Genomic DNA, 25132 nt, shown 5'->3' with positions numbered 1-25132 from the left:
GCCAGCGGGGGGCCGGTTCCGGCGGGCGCGGCGGGGCAGCTGCCTCGCAGGCACCTACTTCGCGGGCAGGGGCTTCGCGGCTCCGGCGAGCACCAGCGCCACCACAATCGGAATCCCGATCGCCAGCAGGGCGGTCCTGATGCCGGTGACGTCGCCCAGGTAGCCCAACAGGGGCGGCCCGGCGAGGAAGGCGATGTAGCCGAGCGTGGACACCACGGATACCCGGGCGGCCGCCTTCCTGGGGTCGTCCGCCGCGGCGGACATCCCGATCGGGAACGCGAGGGCGGCCCCTACGCCCCAGAGCACGGCGCCGGCGGCGGCCAGCCAGATGGTGCCGGCGAACACGAAGAGGCAGAGCCCAGCGGTGGCCGCCGCCATGCTGGCGCGCAGCACGGCCACGCGGCCGTAGGCGTCGATCGCACGGCCACCAAAGAAGCGCATGGCGGTCATGGCCAGCACGAAGGCGGCGAACAGCAGCGCCCCGGTCGATTGTTCAGCGCCGAGGCCGTCAACCGCGGCCTTGGCAATCCAGTCGTTGCCGGCGCCTTCGGTCAGGGTGGCGCCGAGAACGACGACGCCGATCAGCAGCGTGCGCCCGTCCCGCCAGGCCGAACCGGTCTTGCCGCGGTCCGCGTCCCCCGCGGCGGGTGTCTCGGCAGGCAGATGGGGCAGGAAATAGCGGGGGGCCACCGTGGTCAGGACGGCGACGACGGCGGCGATGACCAGCAGGTGCTCCGGGAGCCCGACCCCCAGGGTGGACAATCCGGCGCCGATCAGGGCGCCGACGAACGCGCCGCCGCTGAAGGCCGCGTGGAACTGCGGCATGATGGTGCGCCCGAGCCGGTGTTCGACGTCGGCACCTTCAATGTTCTGCGAAACATCCCACAACCCGACGCCGATCCCGAAGAAGAACAGGGCAATGGCAGTCCCCGGGACGGAGGCGGCCATCAGTGACAGCGCGACGCCGACACCGGCCACCGCAGCCACCAGTCCGGCGCTGCGGACGGTGTTGGCGGTGCCAATCCGGCCGACGACGAACCCGGCCGTCGGCAGGGCGATCAGCGAACCGACCGCCAGGCACAGCAGCAGGGTTCCCATCTGGCCCGCGGTGATGTGCAGGATCTCGGTCACGGCGGGGATGCGGGCTGCCCAGCTGGCGAAGACTAAGCCGTTGATCCCGAAGACAAGGAAAGTCGCCCCGGTGGCGGCCTTCAGTTGCGGGACGGTTGCGGTACTGGTCATACGATCACTGCTTCCACCGAGTGTTGCGCGAGTTGGTCAAGTTCTTCAGCGCTGAGCTGCCGGTCGGTCACGATGGCATCCACGGCGTCCAGGGAGGCGACGAGGGCGACGGCGCTGGCGTTCCATTTGGCGCCGGCACAGGCGACGATCACCCGGGCGGCAGATTCCAGGCCGGCGCGCTTGACCGCGGCGTCGTCGAGGTCGTGGGCCAACAGCCCGTCCTTGAGGTTCAGGGCGCACGGGGTGACGACGGCGGTGTCGAAGCGCAGCGAGCGGATGTTGGATTCCGTCATGGGCCCGCGGAAGGACAATTCACCGGGAACGAGGCTGCCGCCGGGCAGCAGGAGCTCGGGGCGGCGGCCGGCCGGACCGTCGTCCGGGGACAGCGCGGTGACGGCCCGCAGCGACATCGGCATGATCGTCATCTCCCGCTGGCGCAACAGGCGCGCGATCTCCGTGGCGGTAGTGCCGCTGTCCAGCCAGACGTGTCCTCGGTCCGCGAGCATGGCCGCCACCCCTGCGGCGATCCGCACCTTGGCGGTGTGGTCCTCAAGTTCGCGTTGTCCGTAGTGCGGGTTTTCACCGCCCAAAACCAGGCTCTTGGCTCCGCCGTGGACCCTCCGCAACACGCCGTGAAGGGCCAGTGTGTCGAGGTCACGGCGGATGGTGGCGCCGGAGGCGCCGCAGGCGGCCATCAGCTCGTCCACCGTCACATGCTCGCGGTCGCGCAGCAGTTCGCCGATCAGGCGGTGCCGCTCATCAGTGCTCATGCTCAAATGCTAGCGGCTTGTGATCATTTAATCACTTGTTGCGCAGATGAAGGATGACGCGGGATCAGCGGGCGCGCTCAACGCGCTTTTCGTCCCAGACCGGTTCGGCGGACTCGTAAACCCTGCCGTCGGAGCCGAAAACCAGGAACCGGTCGAAGGTGCGGGCGAACCAGCGGTCGTGGGTGACCGCCAGGACGGTGCCCTCGAAGTGGTCGATCGCCCGTTCCAGGGCCTCGGCCGAGTGCAGGTCCAGGTTGTCCGTGGGCTCGTCGAGCAGCAGCAGCGTGGCGCCGGAGAGCTGCAGCAGCAGGATCTGGAACCGCGCCTGCTGGCCGCCGGAGAGGGATTCATACTTCTGCTCGGACTGCGCCGCCAGCCCATAGCCGTCCAGCGCCCCGGCGGCGGCTTCGCGGCCCATCCCCGAGCGGTGCTCGTCACCCCGGTGCAGGATTTCAAGCAGGGTCTTACCCAGCAGGTCGGGCCGGACGTGGGTCTGGGCAAAGAAACCGGGCCGGATCCGGGCGCCGAGTTTCACAGTGCCCTCGTGCGGCACCTCCGCGATCTCGACGTCGGACACCGGCAGGTGCTCCCGCTCGGGATCCGAGCCGCCGGTCGCGAGCAGCCGCAGGAAGTGGCTCTTGCCCGATCCGTTGGAACCAAGGACGCCCACCCGGTCGCCAAACCAGATTTCCGTGGAGAACGGCTTCATCAGGCCCGTCAGTTCCAGCTTCTCGGCCACGACGGCGCGCTTGGCGGTGCGCCCGCCCTTGAGCCGCATCTGCACGTTCTGCTCGATCGGCAGGGCCTCTGGCGGGCCGGCCTCGAGGAACTTCGCGAGCCGGGTCTGCGCCGCGTGATAACGGTTGGCCATGTCGGAACGGAACGCGGCTTTGTTCTTGTACATGTTGACGAGTTCCTTGAGCTTGACGTGCTCCTCGTCCCAGCGCTTGCGCAGCTCCTCGAAGCGCGCGTTCCGGTCGGCCCGGGCGTCCACGTAGGAGCCGAAGCCGCCGCCGTGGATCCAGGCGCCGGCGCCGTTGATGCCCGGTTCCAGCGTGACGATGCGGCCTGCGGCGTTGTTGAGCAGTTCGCGGTCGTGGCTGATGAAGAACACGGTCTTCTTCGAGTCGTTCAATTTCGCCTCGAGCCAGCGCTTGCCCGGAACATCGAGGTAGTTGTCCGGCTCGTCGAGGAGCAGCAGTTCGTCGGGGCCGGCGAAGAGGGCCTCGAGGACCAGACGCTTTTGCTCGCCGCCGGAGAGGCTCGACGCCGGGCGGTGCTGTGCCCGGTCGAACGGCAGGCCGAGGGCGGCCATGCAGACCTCGTCCCAGACGGTTTCGACGTCGTAGCCGCCGGCGTCCCCCCAGTCCACAATCGCCTGGGCATAGGCCATCTGGGTGGGCTCGTCGTCGTGCTCCAGCATGGCGAGCTCTGCCTCGTCGACGGTACGCGCGGCGGCGGCAAGGGCGGGCGGGGCGGCGGAGACCAGCAGGTCGCGGACCGTGGAATCGTCCCGGACCTGGCCCACGAACTGGCGCATGATCCCCATGTTGCCGGAGCGGCCGATCACGCCTTCGTCCGGGACGAGGTCCCCGGAAATGATCCGGAACAGCGTGGTCTTGCCGGTCCCGTTGGGCCCGATCAGCGCTGTCTTGGTGCCGTCCGGGACCTTGAAGGTCACCCCGTTGAGCAGCTGGGTGCCGTCGGAGAGGAAGTAGTCGATGCCGGATACGTCAATATGAGCCACGCGTTCAATCTTCCCACGGCCGGGAAAGCGTCCGCTCAGCCGGCCCGGGTGAGGAACTCCTTGAGCAGCGGCCCGGAGGTGGTGGCCCCGAGTCCGCCGTCCTCGACGAACACGGCGACGGCGAGGTCACCGTGCACGGCCACGATCCAGGCGTGGGTCTTGGGCGGGGTGTCGTTGCCGAATTCGGCCGTTCCGGTCTTCGCGCCGACTGGCTCGCCCGGGACGGAGGCCAGGAACCCGGCGTGCCCGCTGGTGACGACGGCCCGCATCATGTCGGCCAGCGCCGCGGCTTCCGCTGCAGTTACCGGCTTTTCGGCGGCCGCGGCCGGTGCTGGGACGGACGGCGTAGCCGTGTCTGCCGTCGCGTCACCGAAGGGCGGGGTAGCCGGCGAAGCGCCGGTTGTATCCGTGCCCGTGGGGGCGGCGCCCTCGGCATCCGGGGAACTGACGCCCTCGTTCGGATTCAACACCAGCTGGGCGGCCACCGGGGATCCCTTGGCCACCGAGCCGGCCATGACGGCGGCGGCCAGGGGGGACAGGAGCACTTTGCCCTGGCCGATCATGGAGGCGGCATGTTCGGTTCCTTCGGCATCCCCGGGGACGGAGCCGAGGAATGCGGCCGCGCCGAGCGCGGGTGCTTCAACTGCCACGCCCAGCGAGGTCGCGGCGGATTCGAGCTGTGCCTGGCTGACGGTGTCGCGGGCGTTGATGAACGCTGTGTTGCAGGAGTGCGCAAAGGCGTCGCGCAGCGTCACGGAGCCCAGGGAGGACTCAGGGTATCCCTCGGCGTTCTTGAAGGTGCGGCCGTCCACCGTCAGGGTGGCCGGGCAGTCCACCTTGGAGTCGGGCGTCATGCCGTTGCGGAACATGGCCAGGGAATCGACCATCTTGAAGATCGATCCGGGGGCATACTGTCCCAGCATCGCGGTGTCGTAGCCGTTGCTGCCCGGCCCGGAGGCGGCCGCCAGGACGGCGCCACTGGAGGGCCGGAGCGCCACAATGGCCGACGCCGGGCCGACTTTGCCGAGGACGTCTTCCGCGAGCTGCTGCAGCTTCGGTTCCAGGGTGGTTTTCAGCGGGGTGCCTTCTTGTATTTCCGTCTGGAAAAGTACGCGACGTCCCTCATTGGGCAAAGCCTGCTTTTCGGCGTCGGTGAGGCCCGCCTTCCCGGCGAGGACCTGAATCCCGTCGCTGCCGCGAAGCTGCGCGTCGTATTGCTGTTGGAGACCACCGGTGCCCGTGGTGTCCCCGGCCTTGAGTGCCCCATTCGATTTCTCGATCTGTTCCGCATTCGCCTCCGCGGCCGTACCCAGCAGGGCGCGGGCGAAGGTGCGGTTTGGTGCCAGCGGAAGGGAGTCCCGGATGGCACGGGCGCCGGGAATCTCGCCGATCTGAGCGTCGGTGATGGTCCGCCCTTCTTCGCGCAAAGTGATGGCGGCAACGAACGCCTCGGGTCCGGCCGCCGCGACCTGCTGGCCGTACGCCGCAGGGTCGACCCCCACGAGTTGGGCAAGCTTGGTGGCGGAGTCGGCGGGGTCTGCGCCACCGAGTGTGGGCTTGTCGATGCCAACATTGACCACGGGCCGGTACGTGACCAGCGGGACCCCTCCGGCGCCCAGGATGTCGGCACGCGACGGGGAATGGGTTGCCGAGCTGACGAGCTCGCCTTCGGCCAGTTCGGGGACCAAGGTGGCCGGGTTCCAGACCGTCAGCCACTTGTCGCCGGACTTCTTGAACTCGGCGAAGGTGGTGTACTTCCACTCTTCGGAGCCGATCTTCCAGCTGTAGTTGAGCGGGACCGTGGCCTTGTCGGACTCCAGCGTCAGTTGGCCGCTTTCCACTGCGGGCCGGGCCGGGTCGAGCCCTTTGAATATTTCCTTGAGCTGGTCGTTGGCGGCGCCGGAGTCTTTGCCCTCAAAGGCGACGGATCCGACGTCGAGCGCGGACACCGCGGAGGCGAGCTGTTTGGCAGCGTTTTCGGCGCCGGCACGTCCGTCGCTGCAGGCGACCAGCGAGCCGCCAAGGACCAGGCCCACAAGGGCCAGTGCAAGTCTTGATGAGTTCCCCATGGCGCCCATTATGCCCCGGACCACCGACAAGTCCCTTGTCACATAACACTGGAACGGACTCCGGCGCCGGGCACGCCTAGGGCCGCCGGATGATCCTGCGCTGGGCTGCCACGGCGATCGCGGCAGTGCGGTTGTCCACGCCAAGCTTGCCGTAGATGTGCACCAGGTGCGTCTTGACCGTGGCCTCGGAAATGAACAGCTGCTTCGCGATCGCCCGGTTTCCCATCCCGGTGGCCAGCAATCCGAGCAGCTGGATCTCGCGGGCGGACAGGGCGGGCTCCGGATTCCTGATCCGGCCCATCAGCCGGGCCGCGACCTCGGGGGCCAGCGCGGTGCCGCCGGCCGCGGCGGAGAGCACCGCCTGGCGGATCTGCTCCGGCGGGGCATCTTTAAGCATGTAGCCGCTGGCCCCGGACTCGACGGCGGCCAGGATGTCCGCGTCGGAATCATAGGTGGTGAGGATGAGCACCGGCGGCGCCGGCTCGCCGGCCTCTCCTGCCTTGATCCGGCCGGTGGCGGTGACGCCGTCCATGCCCGCGCCCATCTGCAGGTCCATGAGCACCACGTCCGCGGGCTCGCCCAGGGTGTGGAGCCTGGCCAGCCCGGCCAGGGCGGCGCCGCCGTCGGCTGCTTCGGCCACCACGGTGATGCCTTCCAGATCACCCAGCATCGCCCGCAGCCCGGCCCGGACCACGGGGTGGTCGTCCACCAAGAACACCCGGATGTTGTTCATTTCCGGTCCCCTCTGGCCGGCGCCGGCGCGGCGTTGGAACCGGGTGCTTGGCCCAGTGGCAGCCGGATGGCCACCACGGTTCCCTCGCCCGGGGCAGACTCGATGTCCAACTGGCCATGGAGGGCGGCCACGCGGTCCCGCAGCGACGTCAGCCCGTAGCCGGATCCGTCCGGACGGGCCGGCAAGGCCGAGGGGTCGAATCCGGTGCCGTCGTCGTAAATGTCCATGGCCACGTCCGGGCCCAGGAAGGAAAGGGTGACGACGGCGGTGCCCGCCTGCGCATGGGCCTGCACGTTGGCCAGGCTCGCCTGGGCGGCCCGGAGCAGGACCGTCTGGTGGGCGGCGGGGAGTTCCGCCGGCACACCTTCGACGTCGAGGCGGCAGCGCAGCCCGGTGCCCCGCGCTGCGGTCTCCGCCTCGGTCTTTTCACACAGCCGGAGGAGTCCGGCCACGAGGGAGCCGTCCTCGAGATCGGGGGATTGGAGGGCCCGGACGAAGTTGCGGGCCTCTGCCAGATTGGCGGCGGCCGTGTCCCGGACAACGCGGAGCCTTTCCCGTGCCACGGCGGGTTCGCCGTCGTCCAGGGCCTTCTCGGCCGCGCGCCCCATCAGCACGATGCTGGACAGGCCCTGGGCGAGGGTGTCGTGGATTTCGCGGGCCAGCCGGGTGCGCTCGGCCAGGGTACCGGCGTTGTGCTGGGTCCGGGCGAGTTCGGCACGGGTCCGGCGGAGCTCTTCGGCCGCCAGCCGCTGGTTTTCCGCCTCCAGGAACAGCGCCCGGTAGGCCAGCCCCGTGACCACAGCGAAGGCCGCGCCGAACGCGGGCCCTAGCACCATGGGCAGCTGCGGCGTCACGCCGGCCGGCTCCGCAGCTGCCTGCGCCGAGGGTGCGCTACCGCCGTTGTGGAACCAGAGCGCCCCAATGACGAAAAGGGTGCTGAGTGCGATCGCCGGCAGCGCCAGCCGGCGCGGGAGCACGTGCAACTGCAGGAAGAACAGCGGGAAGGCCAGCCAGACGAAGTCGGCGCTGGTCCAGATCAGCAGCACCCACAGGAGGCTGACGCCGCCCAGCCACCAGGCCGAGTAGGGCCGCGGATCGAACCGGGTCCGGTGGGCGGCGTGCCGCTTCTCCAGGACGGTGCCCACGAGGTAGAAGGCGGCGAGCAGCACGGCCAGCAGCAGGGTGATCCAGCCCTGGCCCGTGATTCCGCCGGCCAGGAGCCGGACCAGCGCCACCAGGAGCAGCACCGCGAAGCCAACGTGCAGGCTCACGCGAAGGACGCGCAGAATGACGGCCGCCCCGGTGGGCTCCGTGCCCGGCGCCGGCGCGCCGGCATGCCCAGCGCCGGCGTGATCTGCGCCGGTGTGCGGTGCGCCCTTGTGTCCTGTGCCGTTGTGGACCGTGTTGCCGGCGTCGCCCTCCATGCTTCCAGCGTAGTGCCGGTGCGGCGGGGCTCCTGCGGGAAACTGCCCGCCCCCGGCGGAATCAACCTTTTGGTTGATCGCAGGCCCGTCCGCACGGTGCCGACGGTCCAACCGGGCGGCCGATGCCCCGGAGCCCGGCGGAGGGAAGGCTGGAAGCAACGCCACAAACGCCACAAAAAAGGACACCATGTATCTCGCCATCCGCGATATCCGCTTTGCCAAGGGACGGTTCGCCCTGATGGGCGCCGTCGTCGCCCTCATTACCCTCCTGCTCGTCATGCTTTCCGGACTGACGGCCGGACTCGGGAACCAGTCGACGTCGGCCCTCGCCGCCCTCCCGGCCGACCAGCTGGTCTTCGGCGCCCCGGCCGGGAGCGTGCCCAAGGCCTCGTTTACCGAATCCGAAGTCACGCGCGCCCAACAGAGTCAATGGACGGCGCGCGAGGGCGTCGCCCGGGCCGACGCCGTAGGGATCAGCCAGAGCCGCTTCCAGGCTTTGGGCGCCGGAGGCATCCCGGCACGCACGGCCAGCGTTGCGGTGTTCGGCACCGAGCCCGGCGCCGGCCTGGCTCCGGCCCCTCTGGCCGAGGGAACCATCGCTGTCGGAGCCGGACTGGCGGAGGACCTGGAGCTCAGCATCGGCAGCCATGCCTCGGTGGGCGGTACCGACCTCGTTGTGACAGGCGTCGTGCCGGAGCAGTGGTATTCACACGCCGGAGTCGTGTGGACCACGCTGGCCGATTGGCAGAAGCTGGCACATATCCAAGACGCGGGATCCGCGGGCGCCGCGACGGTGCTGGCCGTGACGTTTGACTCCACGTCCGGAACAGAGGTGGATCTCGGTGCCGCCAACACGGCCGCGGGAACCGTCAGCACCACGATCGACGGATCCTTCCAGGCCCTGGGCTCCTACAAGAGCGAGAACGGCTCGCTGCTGCTCATGCAGGCCTTCCTCTACGGCATCTCAGCCCTCGTGATTGTGGCCTTCCTGACGGTCTGGACGGTCCAGCGCACAAGGGACATCGCCGTCCTGAAGGCACTCGGCGGGTCCGCGCGCTACATCCTCCGGGACGCCATGGCGCAGGCAGCCCTGGTCCTGCTGGCCGGCGCAACGGTGGGCGGGCTGGCCGGCGTGGCCGGCGGGGTCCTCGCGTCGCAGGCGGCGCCGTTCCTCCTTACGCCCTGGACAACGCTGCTGCCCATCGCCGGAATCGTACTCCTTGGCCTGGCCGGCGCAGCCCTCGCGGTCCGCAGCGTCGCCCGCGTCGATCCGCTCATCGCCCTCGGCGGCAACTGAACAATTCCGGCCGCCCATATATTCTCCGAAAGGCATATCTTGTGAACCATACACTCAGCAACACCGCCCTGAACCTCGTCAACGTCACCTTGGAGTACCCGGACGGAGACGGCACCCTCAAGGCCCTGGACGACGTGAGCCTCAAGGTGCACTCAGGCGAATTCGTGTCCCTGATCGGCCCCTCGGGGTCCGGTAAGTCGTCCCTGCTGGCTGTCGCCGCCACCCTCGTCCGGCCCAGCGCCGGCCTGGTGGTGGTCGACGGCGAGGACGCCGGCGGATTGCCCGACTCGGGCCGCACCACACTGCGGCGGGACAAGATCGGCATCATCTTCCAGCAGCCCAACCTCCTGCCCTCCCTCACCGCGGTGGAGCAGCTCGTGATCACCCAGCGCCTGCGCGGCGGGACGGCCCGGGCGGCCGGGGAACGCGCCGCGGGTCTGCTGGATCTTGTGGGTCTCGGGCACGCGCTGGCGAAGCGGCCCCACCAGCTCTCCGGCGGTCAGCGCCAGCGCGTCAACATTGCCCGGGCACTCATGGGAGACCCTTCCGTGCTGCTCGTGGACGAGCCGACCGCGGCCCTTGACCACCAGCGCAGCGAAGCGATCATCCGGCTGCTGCGGCGGGTCACCGACGAGTTCAGCGTGGCAACGGTCATGGTCACCCACGACACTGATTTCGTCCCGCTCACCGACGCCGTCGCGAGCATGCGCGACGGACGGCTGTCCGCCATGGCGGCGACGGGGGCCCCTGCGGCGCCGCGCGGGGGCTAGGGGGACCGGTACCCGAGGTCAGGGACGCCGAGACCGAACATGTCCTTGAGGGCATGCCGGGCGGCGTGGAAGCCGGGCATCCCGGTGACGCCGGGACCGGGCGGGGTGGATGACGAGCACAAGTACACCCCTGGCAGCGGCGTCCGCCAGGGAACCGGGCTCAGCACGGGCCGACGCAGCATGCCCCAAAGGTCCATGCGGCCGGCGCCGAAGTCCCCACCGACGTAGTTCTCGTCGTACGCCGCCAGCCCTGCGGCCGTGGTCACCTTGAACTGCAGCACCAAATCCCGGAACCCGGGCGCGAAGCGCTCCAGTTGCGCCATGACCGCATCGCTCATGTCCACGGTGGAACCGGCCGGAACGTGGCAATAGGTCCAGAGGATGTGCCGGCCGGCCGGCGCGCGGCCGGCATCGAAACGCGAGGGCTGGGAGACCAGAACGTAGGGCCGGTCCGGGTGCCGTCCCGAGGCAACCTGGCGCTCCGCTTCAGCGGTTTCCGCTCGGGTGCCGCCCACGTGCACCGTCCCGGCGTCGGCGAGGCCGTCCGCCGCCCACGGCACCGGTCCGGAGAGGATGAAGTCGACCTTGCACGAGGCATTCCCGAAGCGGAAGGACGCCAGGGCGCTCCGGTAGCGTGCCGGGAGCATGCCCTCTGCCAGGTGCAGCAGCGCGGGGGGCGCCACATCCAGCAGCGTGGCCCGGGCCGGCGGCAGTTCGGCGAACGATGTGATCCGCCTCCCCGTCTCGACCACGCCGCCATGGGCTTCGATGTCGGCGGTCAGTGCCCGGGCAATCGCGGCCGATCCGCCGCGCGGAACCGGCCAGCCGCCGGCATGGCCCAATGCGCCCAGCATCAGCCCGGCGCCGGCGGCGGTGATCGAGGGCAGCGGCGCCACGGCGTGCGCGGCGACGCCGCTCAGCAGTGCGGGAGCCAGGTCCTGGCTGAACCTCGCATTCCACAGCGGCGAGCCTTGTTCGAGCGCGCGGCGCCCGAACGCGGCGGCCGCCACGGGATCGGCCGGAATCCGCAGCAGCTGGTTCAGGGTCAGGTCCGCGACGCCCTCCACCCGCCGCACGAGGGGCTCCATGAGCCGGCGGTAGGCGGCGCCGTCCCGCCCGAGTTCCGCAACGGTGCGGTCCAGGGAACGGTAGGCCAGTGCCGCGCGGCCGCCGTCGAGCGGGGATCCGTAGGAGAGCTCGGGCACCTCCAGGGGCACGCGCCTGGACAGCTCGAACCGGCGGAAAAAGGGTGAGGCCAGAACCATGGGGTGAACGGCCGAACAGACGTCGTGGAAGTGGCCCGGTTCCATCAGTTCGGCGGTGCGCAGCCCGCCGCCGGGCGTCCCGGCCGCCTCGAACACGTGGACTTTGAGTCCGGCCCGCGCCATGGTCACCGCAGCGGCCAGCCCGTTGGGGCCGGAACCGACGACGGCGACGTCAGTCATGCGCTGTGGCCTTCCGTCACGGCACTCTTCCGCCACGGCACCAGGGACGCCGCAGGCCGGCGGAGATTAATCCTCAGCCAGTCCGGGGCACCGTCGAAGGGGCCGCCATGCGGATCATCGATGCGGTGGCGGCGGATCACGTCGGAGGACGGGTCCCAGATGTCCCAGGCGACACGCGCCATCAGGTACGCGGTGGCGAGCATGTGGGCAACCACGGCCAGGACGTAATAGGGCATGTCGATGTTGTGCTGGGTCGAGCCGCCGCTGGTTGCCTGGCCGAGGTACATCCAGATGGCGCCCCAGTGCAGCGCCTCGATGGCCTGCCAGATGACGAAGTCACGCCAGCGGGGCCGGGCGAGGGCGATCAGGGGGATCAGCCACAACACGAACTGAGGCGAGTACACCTTGTTGGTCAGGATGAATGCGGCAACGATCAGGAACGCCAGCTGCGCGATCCGCGGCCGGCGGGGTGCTGTCAGTGCCAGGACCGCAATCAGGATGCAGGCCAGGAGAAACAGGTCCAGTGCCAGGGAGTTGATGGCCTCGGCCTCAAGCGGATTCCAGCCCAGCCGGGCGGCCACCAGGTTGTAGGCGAACCAGGGCGAGCTGTAGCCCGCCGGCCGCTCCTGTGTGAACTGGTAGAAGTACTTCCAGCCGTCCGGGTTAGTCGCGGCTACCGGGACGTTGACCGCCAGCCAGGCCGCGGTTGCGGCACCGGCCGTGATAAAGAGCGCCCGGATGCGTCCGCTCCGGAGCGCCAGCAGCAGGACGGCGCCGAGGATCAACAGCGGGTAGAGCTTGGTGGCCGTGCCCAGGCCGATGAAGATTCCGGCGAGGACGAGCTTGTTCCGCGAAAAGAAGTACATGCCAAGAGCCAGCATGCACACGGCCCACATGTCCCAGTTGATGACGCCCGCCAGGACAATGCCGGGGGCGAGGGCAACCATCGCCCCGTCCCAGGACCGCCGGCGGTTCGTCCGTGCCGTGGCCAGCACCGTGATGATCCAGACGGCGGCGATCAGGGTGGCGTTGACGTCGAAGTAGCCAAGGACGCGGGGATCGTCGGTGCCGGCGCCGGGCACAAGAAGTGCGGTGGCACCCGCGATGAACCCCATCAGCACGGGGTACTCGAAGAGACTTCCCTGGGTGATGAAGGGGAAGGCGCCATCACCGAGGCCGCGGTTGCGGAACAGCTCCGGGAAGTCCGAGTAGCACGTGGCGTAGAACTGCCCGGGGGTTTCCCAGCCGTTGGTGCGGCAGAAGTTCTTGAGCAGAATCCCGGCCAGGGCGGCGACGACCGTGAGGATCACCAGAACGCGTTCCACCGTAAAGAACCCCGGCGAAACGATCCCGGGCGCCGAGCGGCGGCCCAAAGGACCGCCTACCAGTTCCGTGAAGTTTCGGAGAAAAGGGTCGCTGCGGCTCGGGATGACCAATCGGACCCGTTTGCGCTCCGGCGGCTTTGTCTCCTGCATGACCTTGAGCTTACCGGGGGCCATTGCCCCATGCCGCGCCGCGCCCTTCGCTGGCACGTCGTATCGCCGGCCGCCCCACCGGCGTGTCGTAACGGGCGGCTTTAAAAGGGGGAGCCCGTGCGGCGTCGCACGGGCTCCCAGGGATCGGTTCCAAGGTCAGGCATCAGGTCCTCCTTCGCTGCGGACAGTCCTGCCGGAAATGGAAGTGTCCGGTAGTCAGCAGATCAGGGATTCAGCGAATCAGGCCGGCCTGATGCATGGCGAGGAACGTGTCGTCCCGCCTTTGGTCCAGGAGTTGGCCGTTGAAGCGGGTTGACTCCCTGCGTGCCAGCTTTCGGAACAGGACCGTATAAAGCTTGTTCATCATGGTTCTTACCTCCCTTCGGGGACTTGACCGATGCGCCTTTGTGGCGGGTGGGGCTGTGCGGTGGGTTGGAGCGGTGGTTGCGGTGGTCACGAGGACCTTTCGTTGGTGGGGGATCGCGGCCGGCCGGGCACACCGGGTCAAACACTAGGCAGCAGGAATGGCCGGATGAAAACGGGCGGGCGCATTTTTGGGCGCGACAGATAGAGCCGTAGCCGAATTGAATTCGAATAGCCTTTTTCCGGGCACGACAATTAGCCGAGAAATCCACGGGCTTTAATTAAGCCGTAATTCCGGATAGGAAGAAGTTATTCGATGGAGAATGGCCCCTGGACGCGGTGGCGCCGAAGCCCCAACTAGAAGCTGGGTTCCGAACTATGGGGAGTCTGCGCAACCGCGTGGTTCCGCCTGTTCAGGCTGCCGTCTCTAAGCTTTCCGTTGAGGAAGCCAGCTGCCGACGTCCCCAGGATGCATTACCTGGGACGGGAAAGCGGTCAGGAAACAGTCAGTCCGACATTTGGGCGCGGCACAGCGAACGAGGCCGGGTTGGCGGTGGTGGAGTACATCCATCCGCTAGTCAAAGTAATCATCATTTTCCCAACCTCCTTTTCTGTTCTGCCGTGGCTCCGGCTGACTGGCCGGGCGACGCGCGCCGTGACCCCGGCAAGTCGCCCTGGGGTCAGAAATAAAAATACACTACGAATGCGGCAGTTGCCTACCGAATTCATAAACTTTTTTCGACTTTGTTTTAAAAACCGGTTTTAGAGTCCCCAGCGCACGATTGCCGGCGTCTTCTTATCCCATCCCAGCGTGCAGACTTTGGCAGTCCCCAACACGAAATGCCGACCCTCGTGGGGGTCCAGTCCGAGCCACCGGGCCGTCAGGATGCGGGAGAAATGCCCGTGCGCGACGATCAGCACATTGTCCAGGCCCGATTCGAGCACCCGGGCCACAATCTTGTCCGCCCGGGCGGCGACGTCGTCGAGTGCTTCACCGTTGGGCACGCCGTGCGTCCAGATCAGGTATTCGGGGTTGTCCTTGCGGATGAGGTCCGAGCTGATGCCCTCGTAGTCGCCGTAGTCCCATTCCACCGCGAGCGGCTCCAGCTGGGCGTCGGGGTAGCCGGCGAGTTCGGCGGTCCGCCGGGCGCGGCGCAGGGGTGAGGTCAGCACGAGGTCGAAGTCGACAGTCTCGAGCACCCTGCGCGCCTCTACGGCCTGCTGCTCGCCTTCCACCGTGAGGGGCATGTCCGTGAGCCCGGTGTATTGCCCGCTCTTCGACCACTCTGTTTCACCGTGCCGCAGGATCCACAGTTGGGGGCGGGGGCCGTTGGATGGTGCAATCACTTAGGACTCCTCAGTGGTGGAAAGTTCGGCGCCGGCGGGCGCCGCCTCGGGCTGTGCCGCCCACCAGTCCCGCAAGCGGGATTCGGCGACGGCGGGATCGAGCGGGCCGTGCTCCATGCGTTCTTCCAGCAGGAATTTATAGGCGCGGCCCACCACGGGACCGGGCTTGAGACCAAGCAGCGCCATGATCTGGCCACCGTCCAGGTCGGGGCGGACGGCGTCGAGGGATTCCTGCTCCCGCAGCGCCGCAATCCTGTCCTCGAGGTCGTCGTAGGCGAAGGACAGCCGGTCCGCCTTGCGCTGGTTCCGGGTGGTGACGTCGGAGCGGGTGAGCCGGTGCAGGCGCTCCAGGAGGGGCCCGGCGTCGGTGATGTAGCGGCGGACCGCGGAATCGCTCCAGCCGGCCTCACCGTAGCCGTAGAAGCGCATGTGCAGCTCCACAAGCCTGGCCACGGCCTTGATGGTGTCGTTGTCGAAGCGCAGCGCCTTCATCCGCTTGGCGGTCAGCTTGGCGCCCACCATGTCGTGGTGGCGGAAGCTCACTGCGCCGCCCGGTTCAAAGCGGCGCGTGGCCGGCTTGCCGACGTCGTGCATCAGGGCCGCGAACCGCAACACAAAGTCCGGGCCGGGAACCGGGCCGTCCGCCTTCGACTCCAGCGCCGCTGCCTGCTCCAGGACCTGCAGCGAGTGCTGGTAGACGTCCTTGTGGCGGTGGTGTTCATCGGATTCCAGGCGCAGGGCCGAGACTTCCGGCAGGACCAGGTCCGCGAGTCCGGTATCGACCAGGAGGTCCACGCCGGCCCGCGGCTGCGCGGCGCAGATGAGCTTGATCAGTTCATCGCGCACGCGTTCGGCCGAGATGATGCTGATCCGTTCCGCCATCCGGACCATGGCCTCGCGGACCTCGGCGTGCAGCGACACGCCCAGTTGGGCCGCGAACCTCGCGGCGCGCATCATGCGCAGGGGGTCGTCGGAGAAGGACGTTTCCGGCGGCCCCGGCGTGTTGAGGATTGAGGCGTGCAGGTCGCGGACGCCGCCGAAGGGATCGACGAGCTCCAGCATGGGCAGTCGCAGGGCCATGGCGTTGATCGTGAAGTCCCGCCGCAACAGGTCATCCGTCAGGGATGTTCCGAAGGCCACTACCGGCTTGCGGGACTCCGGATCGTAGGCGTCGGCCCGGTAGGTGGTGATTTCGATCTGGAAGTCGTCCTTGCGCATCCCGATGGTGCCGAAGGCGCGCCCGATCTCCCAGTAGTTGTCCGCCCATCTCTTGATCAGGGCAACCGTCTGGTCCGGAGTGGCGTCAGTAGTGAAGTCCAGGTCGGGCGAGACCCGGCCAAGAAAAAGGTCACGGACGGGCCCGCCCACCAGGGACAGCTCGTGGCCGGCGTCGACGAAGCGCTGCCCGAGCTCCAGAACCACCGGATCCACCTGGAAAGAAACGGTGTGGGAGTCAGTCTTGTGATGTGCGTGCGCCATAGTTACTTAAGCTTGTCAGAAAACCGCGCCAGCACCACACTGGAACCCTCAAGGATCCGGCGGGTTCGTCACGATCGCGCACGAACCGGCGCGGCCCAACTTTCCCGGCCGTCCACTTTCCGGCCATGTTTAGGTCATCAACAGCGGGCAAGAGTCGTTAGAGTGGACCTCATGGCCCATCCCGTACCGAGCGCTCCCGGCAGGAGGACAAACGCACCGTTGCCGTCGGCAATAGGTGCCAATGTCGCGCCTGTCCAGCACACGGGCCACGCCTCCCTGCCCACCGTGGAGGAAATCTCTGCCGGCGGCGTCGTGGTGGACATGTCCGACGCCGACCTGCGGGTAGCGATCATCGCGCGCCTGAACCGCGGCGGACGTCTCGAGTGGTGCCTGCCGAAGGGCCACCCGGAAGGCAAGGAAAGCAACGAGGAAGCCGCGGTCCGCGAGATCGCCGAGGAAACCGGGATTGAAGGCAAGATCCTGGCACCGCTGGGAAGCATCGACTACTGGTTCACCGTGAGCGGGCACCGCGTCCACAAGACCGTGCACCACTATTTGTTGCGGGCCACCGGCGGGGAACTCACCATCGAAAACGATCCGGACAAGGAAGCCGTGGACGTCGCGTGGGTTCCGATCCAGGAGCTGGCGCGCAAGCTGTCCTTCCCCAATGAACGCCGGATCGCGGATCTGGCCAGGGAAGTCCTCCCGGAAGACCGCTGAAGGCCGCCGGTGCTGCCGGTCACGTCCTTGGAAAGCGACTAATGCCCCGCGCGGGTGAGACGATGAAGACGATGTCATCAGCCAAACCCGCCCCCGTACCCTCCGGCCCCGCCGATTCCAAAGCGGCCCAATCCGGAGAAGCCCGTTCCAGCGCCATCATGGCTGCCGGAACCCTCGTTTCGCGGTTCCTTGGCTTCGCCAAGACCTGGATGCTGGCCGCCGCCCTGGGCCTGGGCTCGACGGTCAACGACACTTTCATCAACGCCAACAACCTTCCCAACCTCATTTTCCTGCTCGTGGCGGGCGGGGTGTTCAATGCCGTTCTGGTGCCGCAGATCATCAAGGCAAGCAAAGCGCCGGACAAGGGAGCGGATTACATCAGCCGGCTGCTGACGCTGGCGGTGCTGGTGCTGCTGGTGCTCACCCTGCTGGTCACCCTGCTGGCGCCGTCGGTCATTCAACTGACCACCCAGGGTTATTCGCCGCAGCAGAAGGCCCTCGCGGTGTCGTTCGCGTTCTGGTGCCTTCCGCAGATCTTCTTCTACGGCCTGTACGCCCTGCTGACCCAGGTCCTCAACGCCCACGGGGCCTTTGGGCCCGCGATGTGGGCGCCGATCATCAACAACGTCGTGGCGATCGCCGGGCTGGGCATGTTCATCGGCATCATGGGGGCCAATGCCGCCAACCCGCACACGATCGACAACTGGGGCTCGTTCCAGACCATCCTCGTCGCCGGGTTCTCCACCATCGGCGTCGTCGCCCAGACCGCCGTGCTGCTCATTCCCGTGTTCAGGCTCCGGCTGGGGCTGCGGCCGCGCTTCGGCTGGCGCGGGGTCGGGCTGGGCCATGCAGCGAAGCTGAGCGTCTGGACCCTGGCGACTGCCGCCGTCGGGCAGTTCGCGTTCCTTTACGTCATGCGCATCGCGACGATCCCGGGCGCGGAACGGCTCCGCCTTCAGCAAGCGGGGGACCCCGCGGCGACCAGCATCCCGGGCAACGCGGTGCTGGAGGTGGCCAGCCAGCTGTACCTGCTGCCACACTCCATCATTGCCCTGTCCCTGGCCACCGTGCTGTTTAACCGGATGACCCGGGCGTCCCAGGACGGAGACCGGGCTGCCCTGCGCAACGCGCTCTCCCACGGGCTGCGGACCATGGCCGTGGCAACCGTCTTCGGCGCGCTGGCGCTCTTCGCACTGGCCGGACCGCTGGGCATGTTCTTCTCCGGCGGGCAGCGCCAGGACGGTGTCATGCTGGCCCAAACCCTCACGATCCTGGCCCTCAGCACCCCGTTCATGAGCGCCAACTTCATGATGTCGCGGGTGTTCTACGCCAATGAGGACGCCCGGACGCCGTTCTTCATCCAGCTGGTCCTGGCTCTGGTGAACCTGGCGGCCGCGTTCGCGATCCAGTTCCTGCCGTTCGATCAGATCATCTTCGCCATCGCGATCCTCTACACGGCCGGCAATATCCTCTCCGTGATCGTCAGCGCGACCTTCCTGCGCCGGCTCCTGGGCCACCTCGACGGGCCCCGCATCGCCAGCTCCTACATCCGCATGGGGTACGCGGCCCTGGGGTCCGCCCTCGCCGGAGCCGTGGCGTTGTGGCTGCTGGGCAGCTACAACCCGGACGGCTACGCCTGGAGCGACCGGATCGCTGCTCTGGTGACAATCGTCGTCGTCGGTCCCGTCATGCTGGCCGCCTACTTCCTGCTGCTGAAGCTCTTCCGGGTCACCGAACTGCAGGACCTCCTGCAGCCGCTGCTTGGGCGGCTCCGGCGCCGGGCCGCCGCAGAGCCGGGCACTGAGCCGCAGGCAGGCGGCGCGGCAGAGGTGCGAAGGGCACCGGAGCGGGCCACCGTCTCGGTGGACACGGGCCTGATTCCGCGAATCTCCGGCGAGTTCGACGCCGAGTCCTTCCGTGCAGGTCCCGACATCCGGGAAGAGGATTCGTTCCCGTACGGCCGTCCGGCGGGCCCGGACGGCGGCTACCTGCCGGCCGAAGACCTCCCCAGCACCGCGCAGGGCGGCTTGGGCAAGGGCGATGTTCCCCTGCCGGGCCGCCGCACCTACCAGGGCCCGGCCGGCCACAACCCCTACTTCCCGTTCGGCGGGAAAAAGAAAAAATGAGCCCGGCCCCGTTTCTAACTGCCGTGCTCACGCGGCCCGGACAGAGCATCGGCTAGGATCGAAGACTAACAAGGGAAGTTGCGGACCAGCGGTCAACCGGCTTACCGGAGGGCACACGGTCGCTCTCGGAGCGACCACGTCGGCAGGTCCCGGACAGTCTAGGAGGAGCCCGTGTCCCACCCGATCGATGTCGGATCAGTACTCGGTGGCCGCTACAAGGTCACTGCCACCGTACTGACCTCACATGACCAGGATCTGGTGCTGGACGGTGTGGACCAGGTGCTTAACCGTCCCGTGAGCATCCTCGTCGCAGGCCCGGGCAACGCCGACCAGGTGGCCCAGAGCGCCCGCGAAGTGGCCACGGGCGAACGGCCCGGCAACGTGCAGATCCTGGATCTTGGCGTCAGCGATGCCACCACATACCTGATCACCAACCACACCTCCGCGGCGGACCTCCTGGATCTTGTGGTGTCTTCCAACCCGCCGTACGTCGAACCCTTCTTCACAGACACTCTCGGCAGCGAGATCTTTGGGCAGGCCCGCTCCCACGAACCCGAAACCTACGACGGGCTTTACGACGACGAGGAAGTCGACGCCGGGTACATCAACTATGGCCAGGCCCAGGGCACAGCCGGCCAGCCGCCGGTTTCCCCGGCGGTACCCCCCGCCGGAGTACCGTCGCGGCCCGCGTCGGCTCCTGCTGCCGCGGCMGGCGTCGCGGCAGCAGCCGGGGCGGCMGCGGCGGCCGCCAGGGCCCCCAAAGCCCCCACAACCGCGCCGCAGGAGACCGCGGCGCATTCGACGGCGCCGCAGCCCGTCCAGAACAGCGCCCCACCCCGCCAGGCCGAACCGGCCGCGCAGCAGCCGGCAACCGCCGCGGCACCCAAAGTTTCCTTGTGGTCCGACGACGACCACACCGGTGATGATCAGCGCGGCGGCGAGCACGACCGCGGCGCAGCCGCAGCCGCCGGAGTGGCCGGTGCCGGCTTCGACTCCGCGGATCGGGCTCCGGGCAACTTCCCCGCCTCCGCCCGTGCCGCCGTCGACCAGGATGAAGACGAGTACGAGTACGAAGACGAAGACGCGCCCAACCGGGAGCCGCGCTCCATGCGCTGGCTGGTGGGCGGGCTCCTGGCTGCTGTGCTGGTGGTGGGCCTGATCTTCGCGGTCACCAACCTTGGCAGCCTCTTCAAGAGCAGCCCGCAGACCAACGCCGCAACCTCCGCCTCGTCCAGCGCGCCGGAACCGTCCACCGCGCAACCGTCGTCGACCGCCACCGAAGCGCCGGCGGCCGGTCCGCCCGTCATCGAGGACGTGACGCGGCTCGGCAACTTCGATTTCGCCGGGAATTACGATTCCGACCTCGCAAAGACTTTTGACGGGAACGGCGCGAGCTTCTGGTCCGACATGGAGTTCGCCACGGACGACTGGGGAGGTCTCGCCTCCGAAGTTCCGCTCGTGGTCAAGCTGAAGGACCCTTCCAAGGTCTCCTCCGTCACCCTGAGCCAGCTGGGGGCCTCCGGTGGCAACATCAGCGTCTTCACCAATGACAGCCCGACCCTGGACGGTGCTAAGCAGATTGGCAGCAACAGCTTTACGTCACCGGACCTGACCATGCCGCTGTCTGAACCCGTCACGGCGCAATACGTGATCGTGTCCATCAAGAAGCTTCCGAAGCTGGCCGCTCCCAAGACCCGCTATGGGTACGGCCTGCGCTTGGCCGAAATCAAGGTCCAGTAGCGGATCTGCCCTGGCTCCTCTGCGCTGTAAAGCTGCCGCTGCGCTCGAAGGCTGCGGTGTAAGGATGCGCTGTAAGGATGCGGCCGTGCAGCGGCGGCCCTGCGCGCCGACGGCCCTGTAATCCGGGGCAGTCTCCGACTCCGGCCGCGGCAACCCGGTACCCTTTGTAGTGGTGTTGCTCCGTGACGCCCATTTCGGCCGGAATATTCAATGCCCGGCAATAGTTGTGCCATGTGGCCGGCCATCGAGGCGGGCGCATCGACAAAGGAAGAGGTTCACCGTTCAGTGAGCAACGCAGAAAACACTGCCTCCGAAGTACGTGATGTCATCATCGTCGGCTCCGGCCCGGCGGGCTACACCGCAGCGGTGTACACGGCGCGCGCGAACCTGAAGCCGCTGCTCTTGGCAGGCTCGGTTACGGCCGGCGGCGAACTGATGAACACCACGGACGTGGAGAACTACCCAGGCTTCCCCGACGGCATCATGGGCCCGGACCTGATGGAGAATTTCGAGAAGCAGGCCGCCCGCTTCGGCACGGAGATCCAGTTCGAGGACGTCACCGACTTGGACCTCGACGGCGACGTCAAGACCGTCACCATCGGCACGGGGGAGACCTTCAAGGCCCGTTCCATCATTCTTTCCACCGGCTCCGCCTACCGTGAGCTTGGGCTGCCGAACGAGAAGAGGCTTTCGGGCCACGGTGTGAGCTGGTGTGCAACCTGCGACGGTTTCTTCTTCAAGGACCAGGACATTGCGGTCATTGGTGGAGGCGACTCCGCCATGGAAGAGGCCCTTTTCCTCACCAAGTTCGCCAAGTCCGTCACGGTGGTTCACCGCCGCGACACCCTTCGCGCTTCAAAGATCATGGCTGACCGCGCCTTGGCCCACGAGAAGATCAACTTCGTGTGGAACACCGGTGTGGAAGACGTGTTGGGACAGGACAAAGTCACCGCATTGCGGTTGAAGAACCTGGTGGACGGCACGGAAACCGAACTGGCCGTGACCGGAGTGTTCGTGGCAATCGGCAACGATCCGCGCACCGATCTGGTCAAGGGCAAGCTCGAGCTGACCGCAGAGGGAACCATCGCTGTGGACGGCCGCACCTCGAAGACAAGCGTCCGAGGCGTCTTCGCTGCCGGCGACGTGATTGATCCGACCTACCGCCAGGCGATCACCGCATCCGGTTCCGGCTGTGTGGCGGCCCTCGACGTCGAGCACTATCTCGCAGATTTCCACGCCTAAACGGCGCGCAGCAACCAACGGAAGAGAGACAAAGGTTATGAGCAACGCAAAAGACGTAACGGACGCCAGCTTCAGCACTGATGTACTGGCCTCCGAGAAGCCCGTCATTGTCGATTTCTGGGCCGAATGGTGCGGCCCCTGCCGCAAGCTCGGTCCGATTCTTGACGAGATTTCGGTTGAGTACAGCGAGAAGGTTGACGTGGTCAAGGTGAACGTTGACGACAACCCGGCCATCGCTGCCGAGTACGGTATCACCTCCATCCCGGCCGTTTACCTGTTCCAGGGCGGCGAGGTCAAGAGCACCGTGATCGGTGCCCGGCCCAAGCAGTTCTTCGAGAAGGAATTTGCGGACGTCCTGTCTTAGGCTGACTGAAAGTGGCCCCCGCTTCTGGCGGGGGCCACTTTTTTGTTGTGATCCACGGCCGCAGCAGGGGAGTGGGACTACGTCGACCTAGCGGGAGTCTGTCAGAACTGGTATTGCAACTTTTACCGGGTGGCTACGGGTCTTATTTTCTACCTGCGGTCAAGTCACCTCTTCCGTGGACGCCCGCCGTCCGGGGGGCTCCCGTGAGCGTTGAAACAGCCGCAGTTCCCAACTTACCTGGACGCGTGTCGGGTAGCCGGTCGGTGCAGCACGTCACCGGAGACTTGTTTCACGTGAAACATGAGGCTTGCAATGCACTGCACAGTAAGTGCAATGGCTCAGTGAAAAGCACTTTTGTTGACAGGGATTTCCCGAAAGTTGCGTTGCACCGATTTCCCGTTGCGTGGGCGGATCCCGACTGGGTGTTCGTTGGAATTCCACCGACCGCGATGCTCACCTCGTGCGCACGACGTGTTTCACGTGAAACACCAACTCACGCGTGGATAGGATCTGCGGCGACGAGCCCGGACTCGAAATGCACTCGACGCGCTGTTAGGTTGGGCGGCGGAGTGATGGTGTAGGGCACACTCAAATCAGAAGGGTCGTCTTCAGAAGTGAGCTGCCCGGCGATTTCCCGTTGGCGCCGCATGCACCGCTGCTGACACGAGATCGGGCAGGGGCTGAGTGTTCCCCTCAGGGCAGCGCGCTGCGGCAGTTCCTGCACGTCCGCCGGTGGAACGGAGCGGATTAGAGCGAACCGAATCCGGGGTGACATGGGCCCAGGCGGCGGATGTCCAGGAATGCGCGAGATTGCCACATATTCGTCCACACCGCCCTCAAGCGGCGATCATGCTGCCAGTCAGCACCGTCCCCAGCGACTGGGAGTCGGATCGGAAGCTGTTTCACGTGAAACACTGCGTGTTCGCCACCTGAGCGTTAAAGGCTTGCCGGCCCAATCCGCCTTTCCATGTTTCACGTGAAACCACGACTTGGGTCGACTCGTGCAAATCAAACTGTTCGAACAAGTGACAGTAGACTATTAGATAACCTGGGGGACGCAGGTCTGAGCACAGCGCTGCCGCCGGTCGCGAGGGGTGGAGGAGGTGCGCAAGTGCGCTTCCTGACGTGCGTCTCTCCGATCGACGGCCTGAGCGGCTCCGGGCCGAGCAACCGAAAGATGCTCCGCGAACGCCAACAGCAGAAGTCCTTGCCTAACACTCGATGTGGCTGGCTGCGACTCACACTTCGCACTACAGGCGGTGCTTCACGCAGATCGCCACGACATCCGACCCGGTGGCAGCATCTCCAGGCCTACAAGTTTCACGTGAAACATGTCCGCAGACTCTGACCAGTCTGCAGCGAGGCAGTCACAAATTCCCCTGCGTAGACCCCGATGGGGGACTGCCCTCCGCCGTTAAGGACTCTGCAGGCCGGCTGCACGCGTCAGCATTCAAACCTGAGGCCCTGCTACGGCCAGCAATGGCAGCCGTTTGGGCGCAGTTGGATGTGGGTCAGCTGCCTGGGGCTGGGGGCAGAACGCCAGCTGGAGGTCTCAGGCGAACGTCCACTCCGACGGCCTATGTTGTCTGATTTGATGACCGATTTTGGGCCGCCGCGGCAGGAAGCCATCGAAAGTACTCGTCCCGCCGCAGTTACGGCCAGCACATAGCCTGCACGCCACGAGACGTCAGACGCGGGGGACAGGGCTCACAGTCCATCGCCCAACCGATCAGACAGGAGTCTTGGGACAGTTCCATCCGTTGGGCGCGAAGCTTCTTGCAGGGCGTGGCAGGTCTGGGGATCGGGCCATACGGTGTCTCCGGTCCTCAGGCCCTCACCCTACCTGAGTCGACGCTCCGCTGGTCCAGGGACCCTGTAGCACTCCCAAGGTCAGCCCGCCATACCTCTGCTGGTCGTCCCGTCAACCATCATCTCAGTTCAGTTCCTGGCATGGCCGTCTCCGTCTTGACTACTCCTGGCTGTCCCGGCCCCATCGACTGCGCGCTGACTATTGCCTGCTATCCCCGGGCGCGGTTCGGTCTCAAGCTCACTCAACCCGCATGGAGTTTGCCCAGACCTCCGTGCCGTCGGCAGCCGGTCGCGTCTTTCTGCTGAAGGGGGACTGGCATTGAGCCGGCCCTTATGTTTCCCGGTTTGGTCCAGATCGCGATGCAGGAGGATGTATTTCTTCCTCGTTGCCATCTTCGTTTCCATGCGTTGCTAGCCGGAATGCAGCGGGGTGGACTCCTCTGCGACAACGCAAGGAACGCTGCACTTGCGGCTTGTCTCCCCCGCCCCCGGCAGGCACCACCGCTGTCGGCCGGGGATGACCTTCGAGCTCTCGCGTATCCGTCCACAAATCGCCACCATATTGATGACGCGGTGCTGGTCCCACGGCCATCGCGCGCGCCGTCATGTCTGCCGCCCCAGGGCTCAGACCAAGGTCAATGGCGGCCCATATTGAGCGGTTACAGGCACTCCCAGGGGACTGTCGAATCCGGTGCTTCCTCGATATCCACCAGTTTCTCCACAGAAGTTATTCACATCGTTATCCACAGGCCCTGAGAGATTGTTCACATGCCTCTCTTCGTGAGCTGCGAAGCGCGGTTGGAGTCTCTGGCATTGGATTCCTGACCAGCTTTCCACCTTGCAGTGGATGTGCCCTGGCCAACCAATCATCATGCTCGCGCCAATCACAAGGGGGAGGCCGAATACCTTGAAAAATTAACCGTAGAGCGGCGATTTGAGACAACTTCACGAATGTTTCGGCCAGCGTCGC

At 66.9% G+C, this 25132-nt stretch carries 18 protein-coding genes; 7 read left to right on the top strand and 11 right to left on the bottom strand.

Translation table 11 applies throughout. The features are described 5' to 3' along the window. Positions 1–54: 54 nt before the first annotated feature. From AC1DXI_RS06140 to AC1DXI_RS06115, 6 genes are all read right to left on the bottom strand, one after another. A complete protein-coding gene (locus tag AC1DXI_RS06140; RefSeq protein WP_476937865.1) occupies positions 55–1242 on the bottom strand; it encodes an MFS transporter in 1188 nt (395 codons plus the stop codon). After that, positions 1239–2012 carry a DeoR/GlpR family DNA-binding transcription regulator gene (locus AC1DXI_RS06135; protein WP_476937864.1) on the bottom strand — a complete coding sequence of 258 codons (774 nt, stop codon included), beginning with the start codon at positions 2010–2012 and terminating at the stop codon, positions 1239–1241. Before AC1DXI_RS06135 ends, AC1DXI_RS06140 begins: the two co-directional genes overlap by 4 nt. A gap of 64 nt (positions 2013–2076) precedes the next feature. Continuing rightward, entirely contained in the window at positions 2077–3759 is a 1683-nt protein-coding gene (locus AC1DXI_RS06130; RefSeq protein WP_476937863.1) for an ABC-F family ATP-binding cassette domain-containing protein, read from the bottom strand. A 35-nt stretch (positions 3760–3794) separates the two neighbouring features. Continuing rightward, positions 3795–5828 (bottom strand): penicillin-binding transpeptidase domain-containing protein, encoded by a 2034-nt coding sequence (locus AC1DXI_RS06125; RefSeq protein ID WP_476937862.1) that lies wholly within the window; start codon positions 5826–5828, stop codon positions 3795–3797. 76 nt (positions 5829–5904) lie between these two features. Continuing rightward, positions 5905–6561 (bottom strand): response regulator, encoded by a 657-nt coding sequence (locus AC1DXI_RS06120; protein WP_476937861.1) that lies wholly within the window; start codon positions 6559–6561, stop codon positions 5905–5907. Further along, positions 6558–7985, bottom strand: coding sequence for a sensor histidine kinase (locus tag AC1DXI_RS06115; protein ID WP_476937860.1), 1428 nt, complete (start codon positions 7983–7985; stop codon positions 6558–6560). Before AC1DXI_RS06115 ends, AC1DXI_RS06120 begins: the two co-directional genes overlap by 4 nt. A gap of 187 nt (positions 7986–8172) precedes the next feature. On the opposite strand from AC1DXI_RS06115, the gene AC1DXI_RS06110 reads away from it, so the two are divergent. Further along, positions 8173–9282 carry an ABC transporter permease gene (locus tag AC1DXI_RS06110; RefSeq protein ID WP_476937859.1) on the top strand — a complete coding sequence of 370 codons (1110 nt, stop codon included), beginning with the start codon at positions 8173–8175 and terminating at the stop codon, positions 9280–9282. A gap of 41 nt (positions 9283–9323) precedes the next feature. Next, the gene (locus tag AC1DXI_RS06105) at positions 9324–10052 is read left to right on the top strand and encodes an ABC transporter ATP-binding protein (RefSeq protein WP_476937858.1); all 729 of its coding nucleotides are present in this window, start codon (positions 9324–9326) and stop codon (positions 10050–10052) included. Here AC1DXI_RS06105 and AC1DXI_RS06100 read toward each other — a convergent pair. The 5 genes from AC1DXI_RS06100 to AC1DXI_RS06080 form a co-directional block, all read right to left on the bottom strand. Continuing rightward, entirely contained in the window at positions 10049–11497 is a 1449-nt protein-coding gene (locus AC1DXI_RS06100) for a phytoene desaturase family protein (RefSeq protein WP_476937857.1), read from the bottom strand. The two genes, AC1DXI_RS06105 and AC1DXI_RS06100, sit on opposite strands and share 4 nt — an antisense overlap. Then, a complete protein-coding gene (locus AC1DXI_RS06095; protein WP_476937856.1) occupies positions 11494–12972 on the bottom strand; it encodes a glycosyltransferase family 87 protein in 1479 nt (492 codons plus the stop codon). The genes AC1DXI_RS06100 and AC1DXI_RS06095 overlap by 4 nt, the downstream gene beginning before the upstream one ends. Before the next feature lie 232 nt (positions 12973–13204). Then, positions 13205–13339: a hypothetical protein gene (locus AC1DXI_RS06090; protein ID WP_275450888.1), complete on the bottom strand. Its 135-nt coding sequence runs from the start codon at positions 13337–13339 to the stop codon at positions 13205–13207. 758 nt (positions 13340–14097) lie between these two features. Then, positions 14098–14682, bottom strand: a complete 585-nt coding sequence (locus tag AC1DXI_RS06085) for a histidine phosphatase family protein (RefSeq protein WP_018775308.1) — start codon at positions 14680–14682, stop codon at positions 14098–14100. Beyond that, positions 14683–16161 (bottom strand): CCA tRNA nucleotidyltransferase, encoded by a 1479-nt coding sequence (locus tag AC1DXI_RS06080; RefSeq protein WP_018775307.1) that lies wholly within the window; start codon positions 16159–16161, stop codon positions 14683–14685. 171 nt (positions 16162–16332) lie between these two features. Between AC1DXI_RS06080 and AC1DXI_RS06075 the strand changes: the two genes are divergently transcribed. From AC1DXI_RS06075 to trxA, 5 genes are all read left to right on the top strand, one after another. Further along, the gene (locus tag AC1DXI_RS06075) at positions 16333–16881 is read left to right on the top strand and encodes an NUDIX hydrolase (RefSeq protein WP_476937855.1); all 549 of its coding nucleotides are present in this window, start codon (positions 16333–16335) and stop codon (positions 16879–16881) included. A 62-nt stretch (positions 16882–16943) separates the two neighbouring features. Then, positions 16944–19007: a murein biosynthesis integral membrane protein MurJ gene (gene murJ, locus AC1DXI_RS06070; protein ID WP_476937915.1), complete on the top strand. Its 2064-nt coding sequence runs from the start codon at positions 16944–16946 to the stop codon at positions 19005–19007. 171 nt (positions 19008–19178) lie between these two features. After that, positions 19179–20747, top strand: a complete 1569-nt coding sequence (locus AC1DXI_RS06065) for an ABC transporter substrate-binding protein (protein ID WP_476937854.1) — start codon at positions 19179–19181, stop codon at positions 20745–20747. A 285-nt stretch (positions 20748–21032) separates the two neighbouring features. Further along, a complete protein-coding gene (gene trxB, locus AC1DXI_RS06060) occupies positions 21033–21989 on the top strand; it encodes a thioredoxin-disulfide reductase (RefSeq protein ID WP_476937853.1) in 957 nt (318 codons plus the stop codon). 37 nt (positions 21990–22026) lie between these two features. Further along, on the top strand, positions 22027–22353 hold the full coding sequence (trxA, locus tag AC1DXI_RS06055; RefSeq protein WP_018775302.1) for a thioredoxin: 327 nt from the start codon (positions 22027–22029) through the stop codon (positions 22351–22353). The last annotated feature ends 2779 nt before the right edge of the window (positions 22354–25132 follow it).

This window comes from Arthrobacter sp. P1_H7 (assembly GCF_056405215.1).
This window is presented reverse-complemented; position numbering and strand designations above follow the sequence as displayed.

What these genes read in the sequence shown, in the direction of transcription:
- AC1DXI_RS06095 (WP_476937856.1), bottom strand. Translation starts at nt 12,972, where the DNA reads ATGCAGGAGACAAAGCCGCCGGAGCGCAAACGGGTCCGATTGGTCATC.
- AC1DXI_RS06120 (WP_476937861.1), bottom strand. Translation starts at nt 6,561, where the DNA reads ATGAACAACATCCGGGTGTTCTTGGTGGACGACCACCCCGTGGTCCGG.
- AC1DXI_RS06100 (WP_476937857.1), bottom strand. Translation starts at nt 11,497, where the DNA reads ATGACTGACGTCGCCGTCGTCGGTTCCGGCCCCAACGGGCTGGCCGCT.
- AC1DXI_RS06140 (WP_476937865.1), bottom strand. Translation starts at nt 1,242, where the DNA reads ATGACCAGTACCGCAACCGTCCCGCAACTGAAGGCCGCCACCGGGGCG.
- AC1DXI_RS06125 (WP_476937862.1), bottom strand. Translation starts at nt 5,828, where the DNA reads ATGGGGAACTCATCAAGACTTGCACTGGCCCTTGTGGGCCTGGTCCTT.
- AC1DXI_RS06080 (WP_018775307.1), bottom strand. Translation starts at nt 16,161, where the DNA reads ATGGCGCACGCACATCACAAGACTGACTCCCACACCGTTTCTTTCCAG.
- murJ (WP_476937915.1), top strand. Translation starts at nt 16,944, where the DNA reads ATGAAGACGATGTCATCAGCCAAACCCGCCCCCGTACCCTCCGGCCCC.
- AC1DXI_RS06110 (WP_476937859.1), top strand. Translation starts at nt 8,173, where the DNA reads ATGTATCTCGCCATCCGCGATATCCGCTTTGCCAAGGGACGGTTCGCC.
- trxA (WP_018775302.1), top strand. Translation starts at nt 22,027, where the DNA reads ATGAGCAACGCAAAAGACGTAACGGACGCCAGCTTCAGCACTGATGTA.
- AC1DXI_RS06115 (WP_476937860.1), bottom strand. Translation starts at nt 7,985, where the DNA reads ATGGAGGGCGACGCCGGCAACACGGTCCACAACGGCACAGGACACAAG.
- AC1DXI_RS06075 (WP_476937855.1), top strand. Translation starts at nt 16,333, where the DNA reads ATGGCCCATCCCGTACCGAGCGCTCCCGGCAGGAGGACAAACGCACCG.
- AC1DXI_RS06135 (WP_476937864.1), bottom strand. Translation starts at nt 2,012, where the DNA reads ATGAGCACTGATGAGCGGCACCGCCTGATCGGCGAACTGCTGCGCGAC.
- AC1DXI_RS06090 (WP_275450888.1), bottom strand. Translation starts at nt 13,339, where the DNA reads ATGATGAACAAGCTTTATACGGTCCTGTTCCGAAAGCTGGCACGCAGG.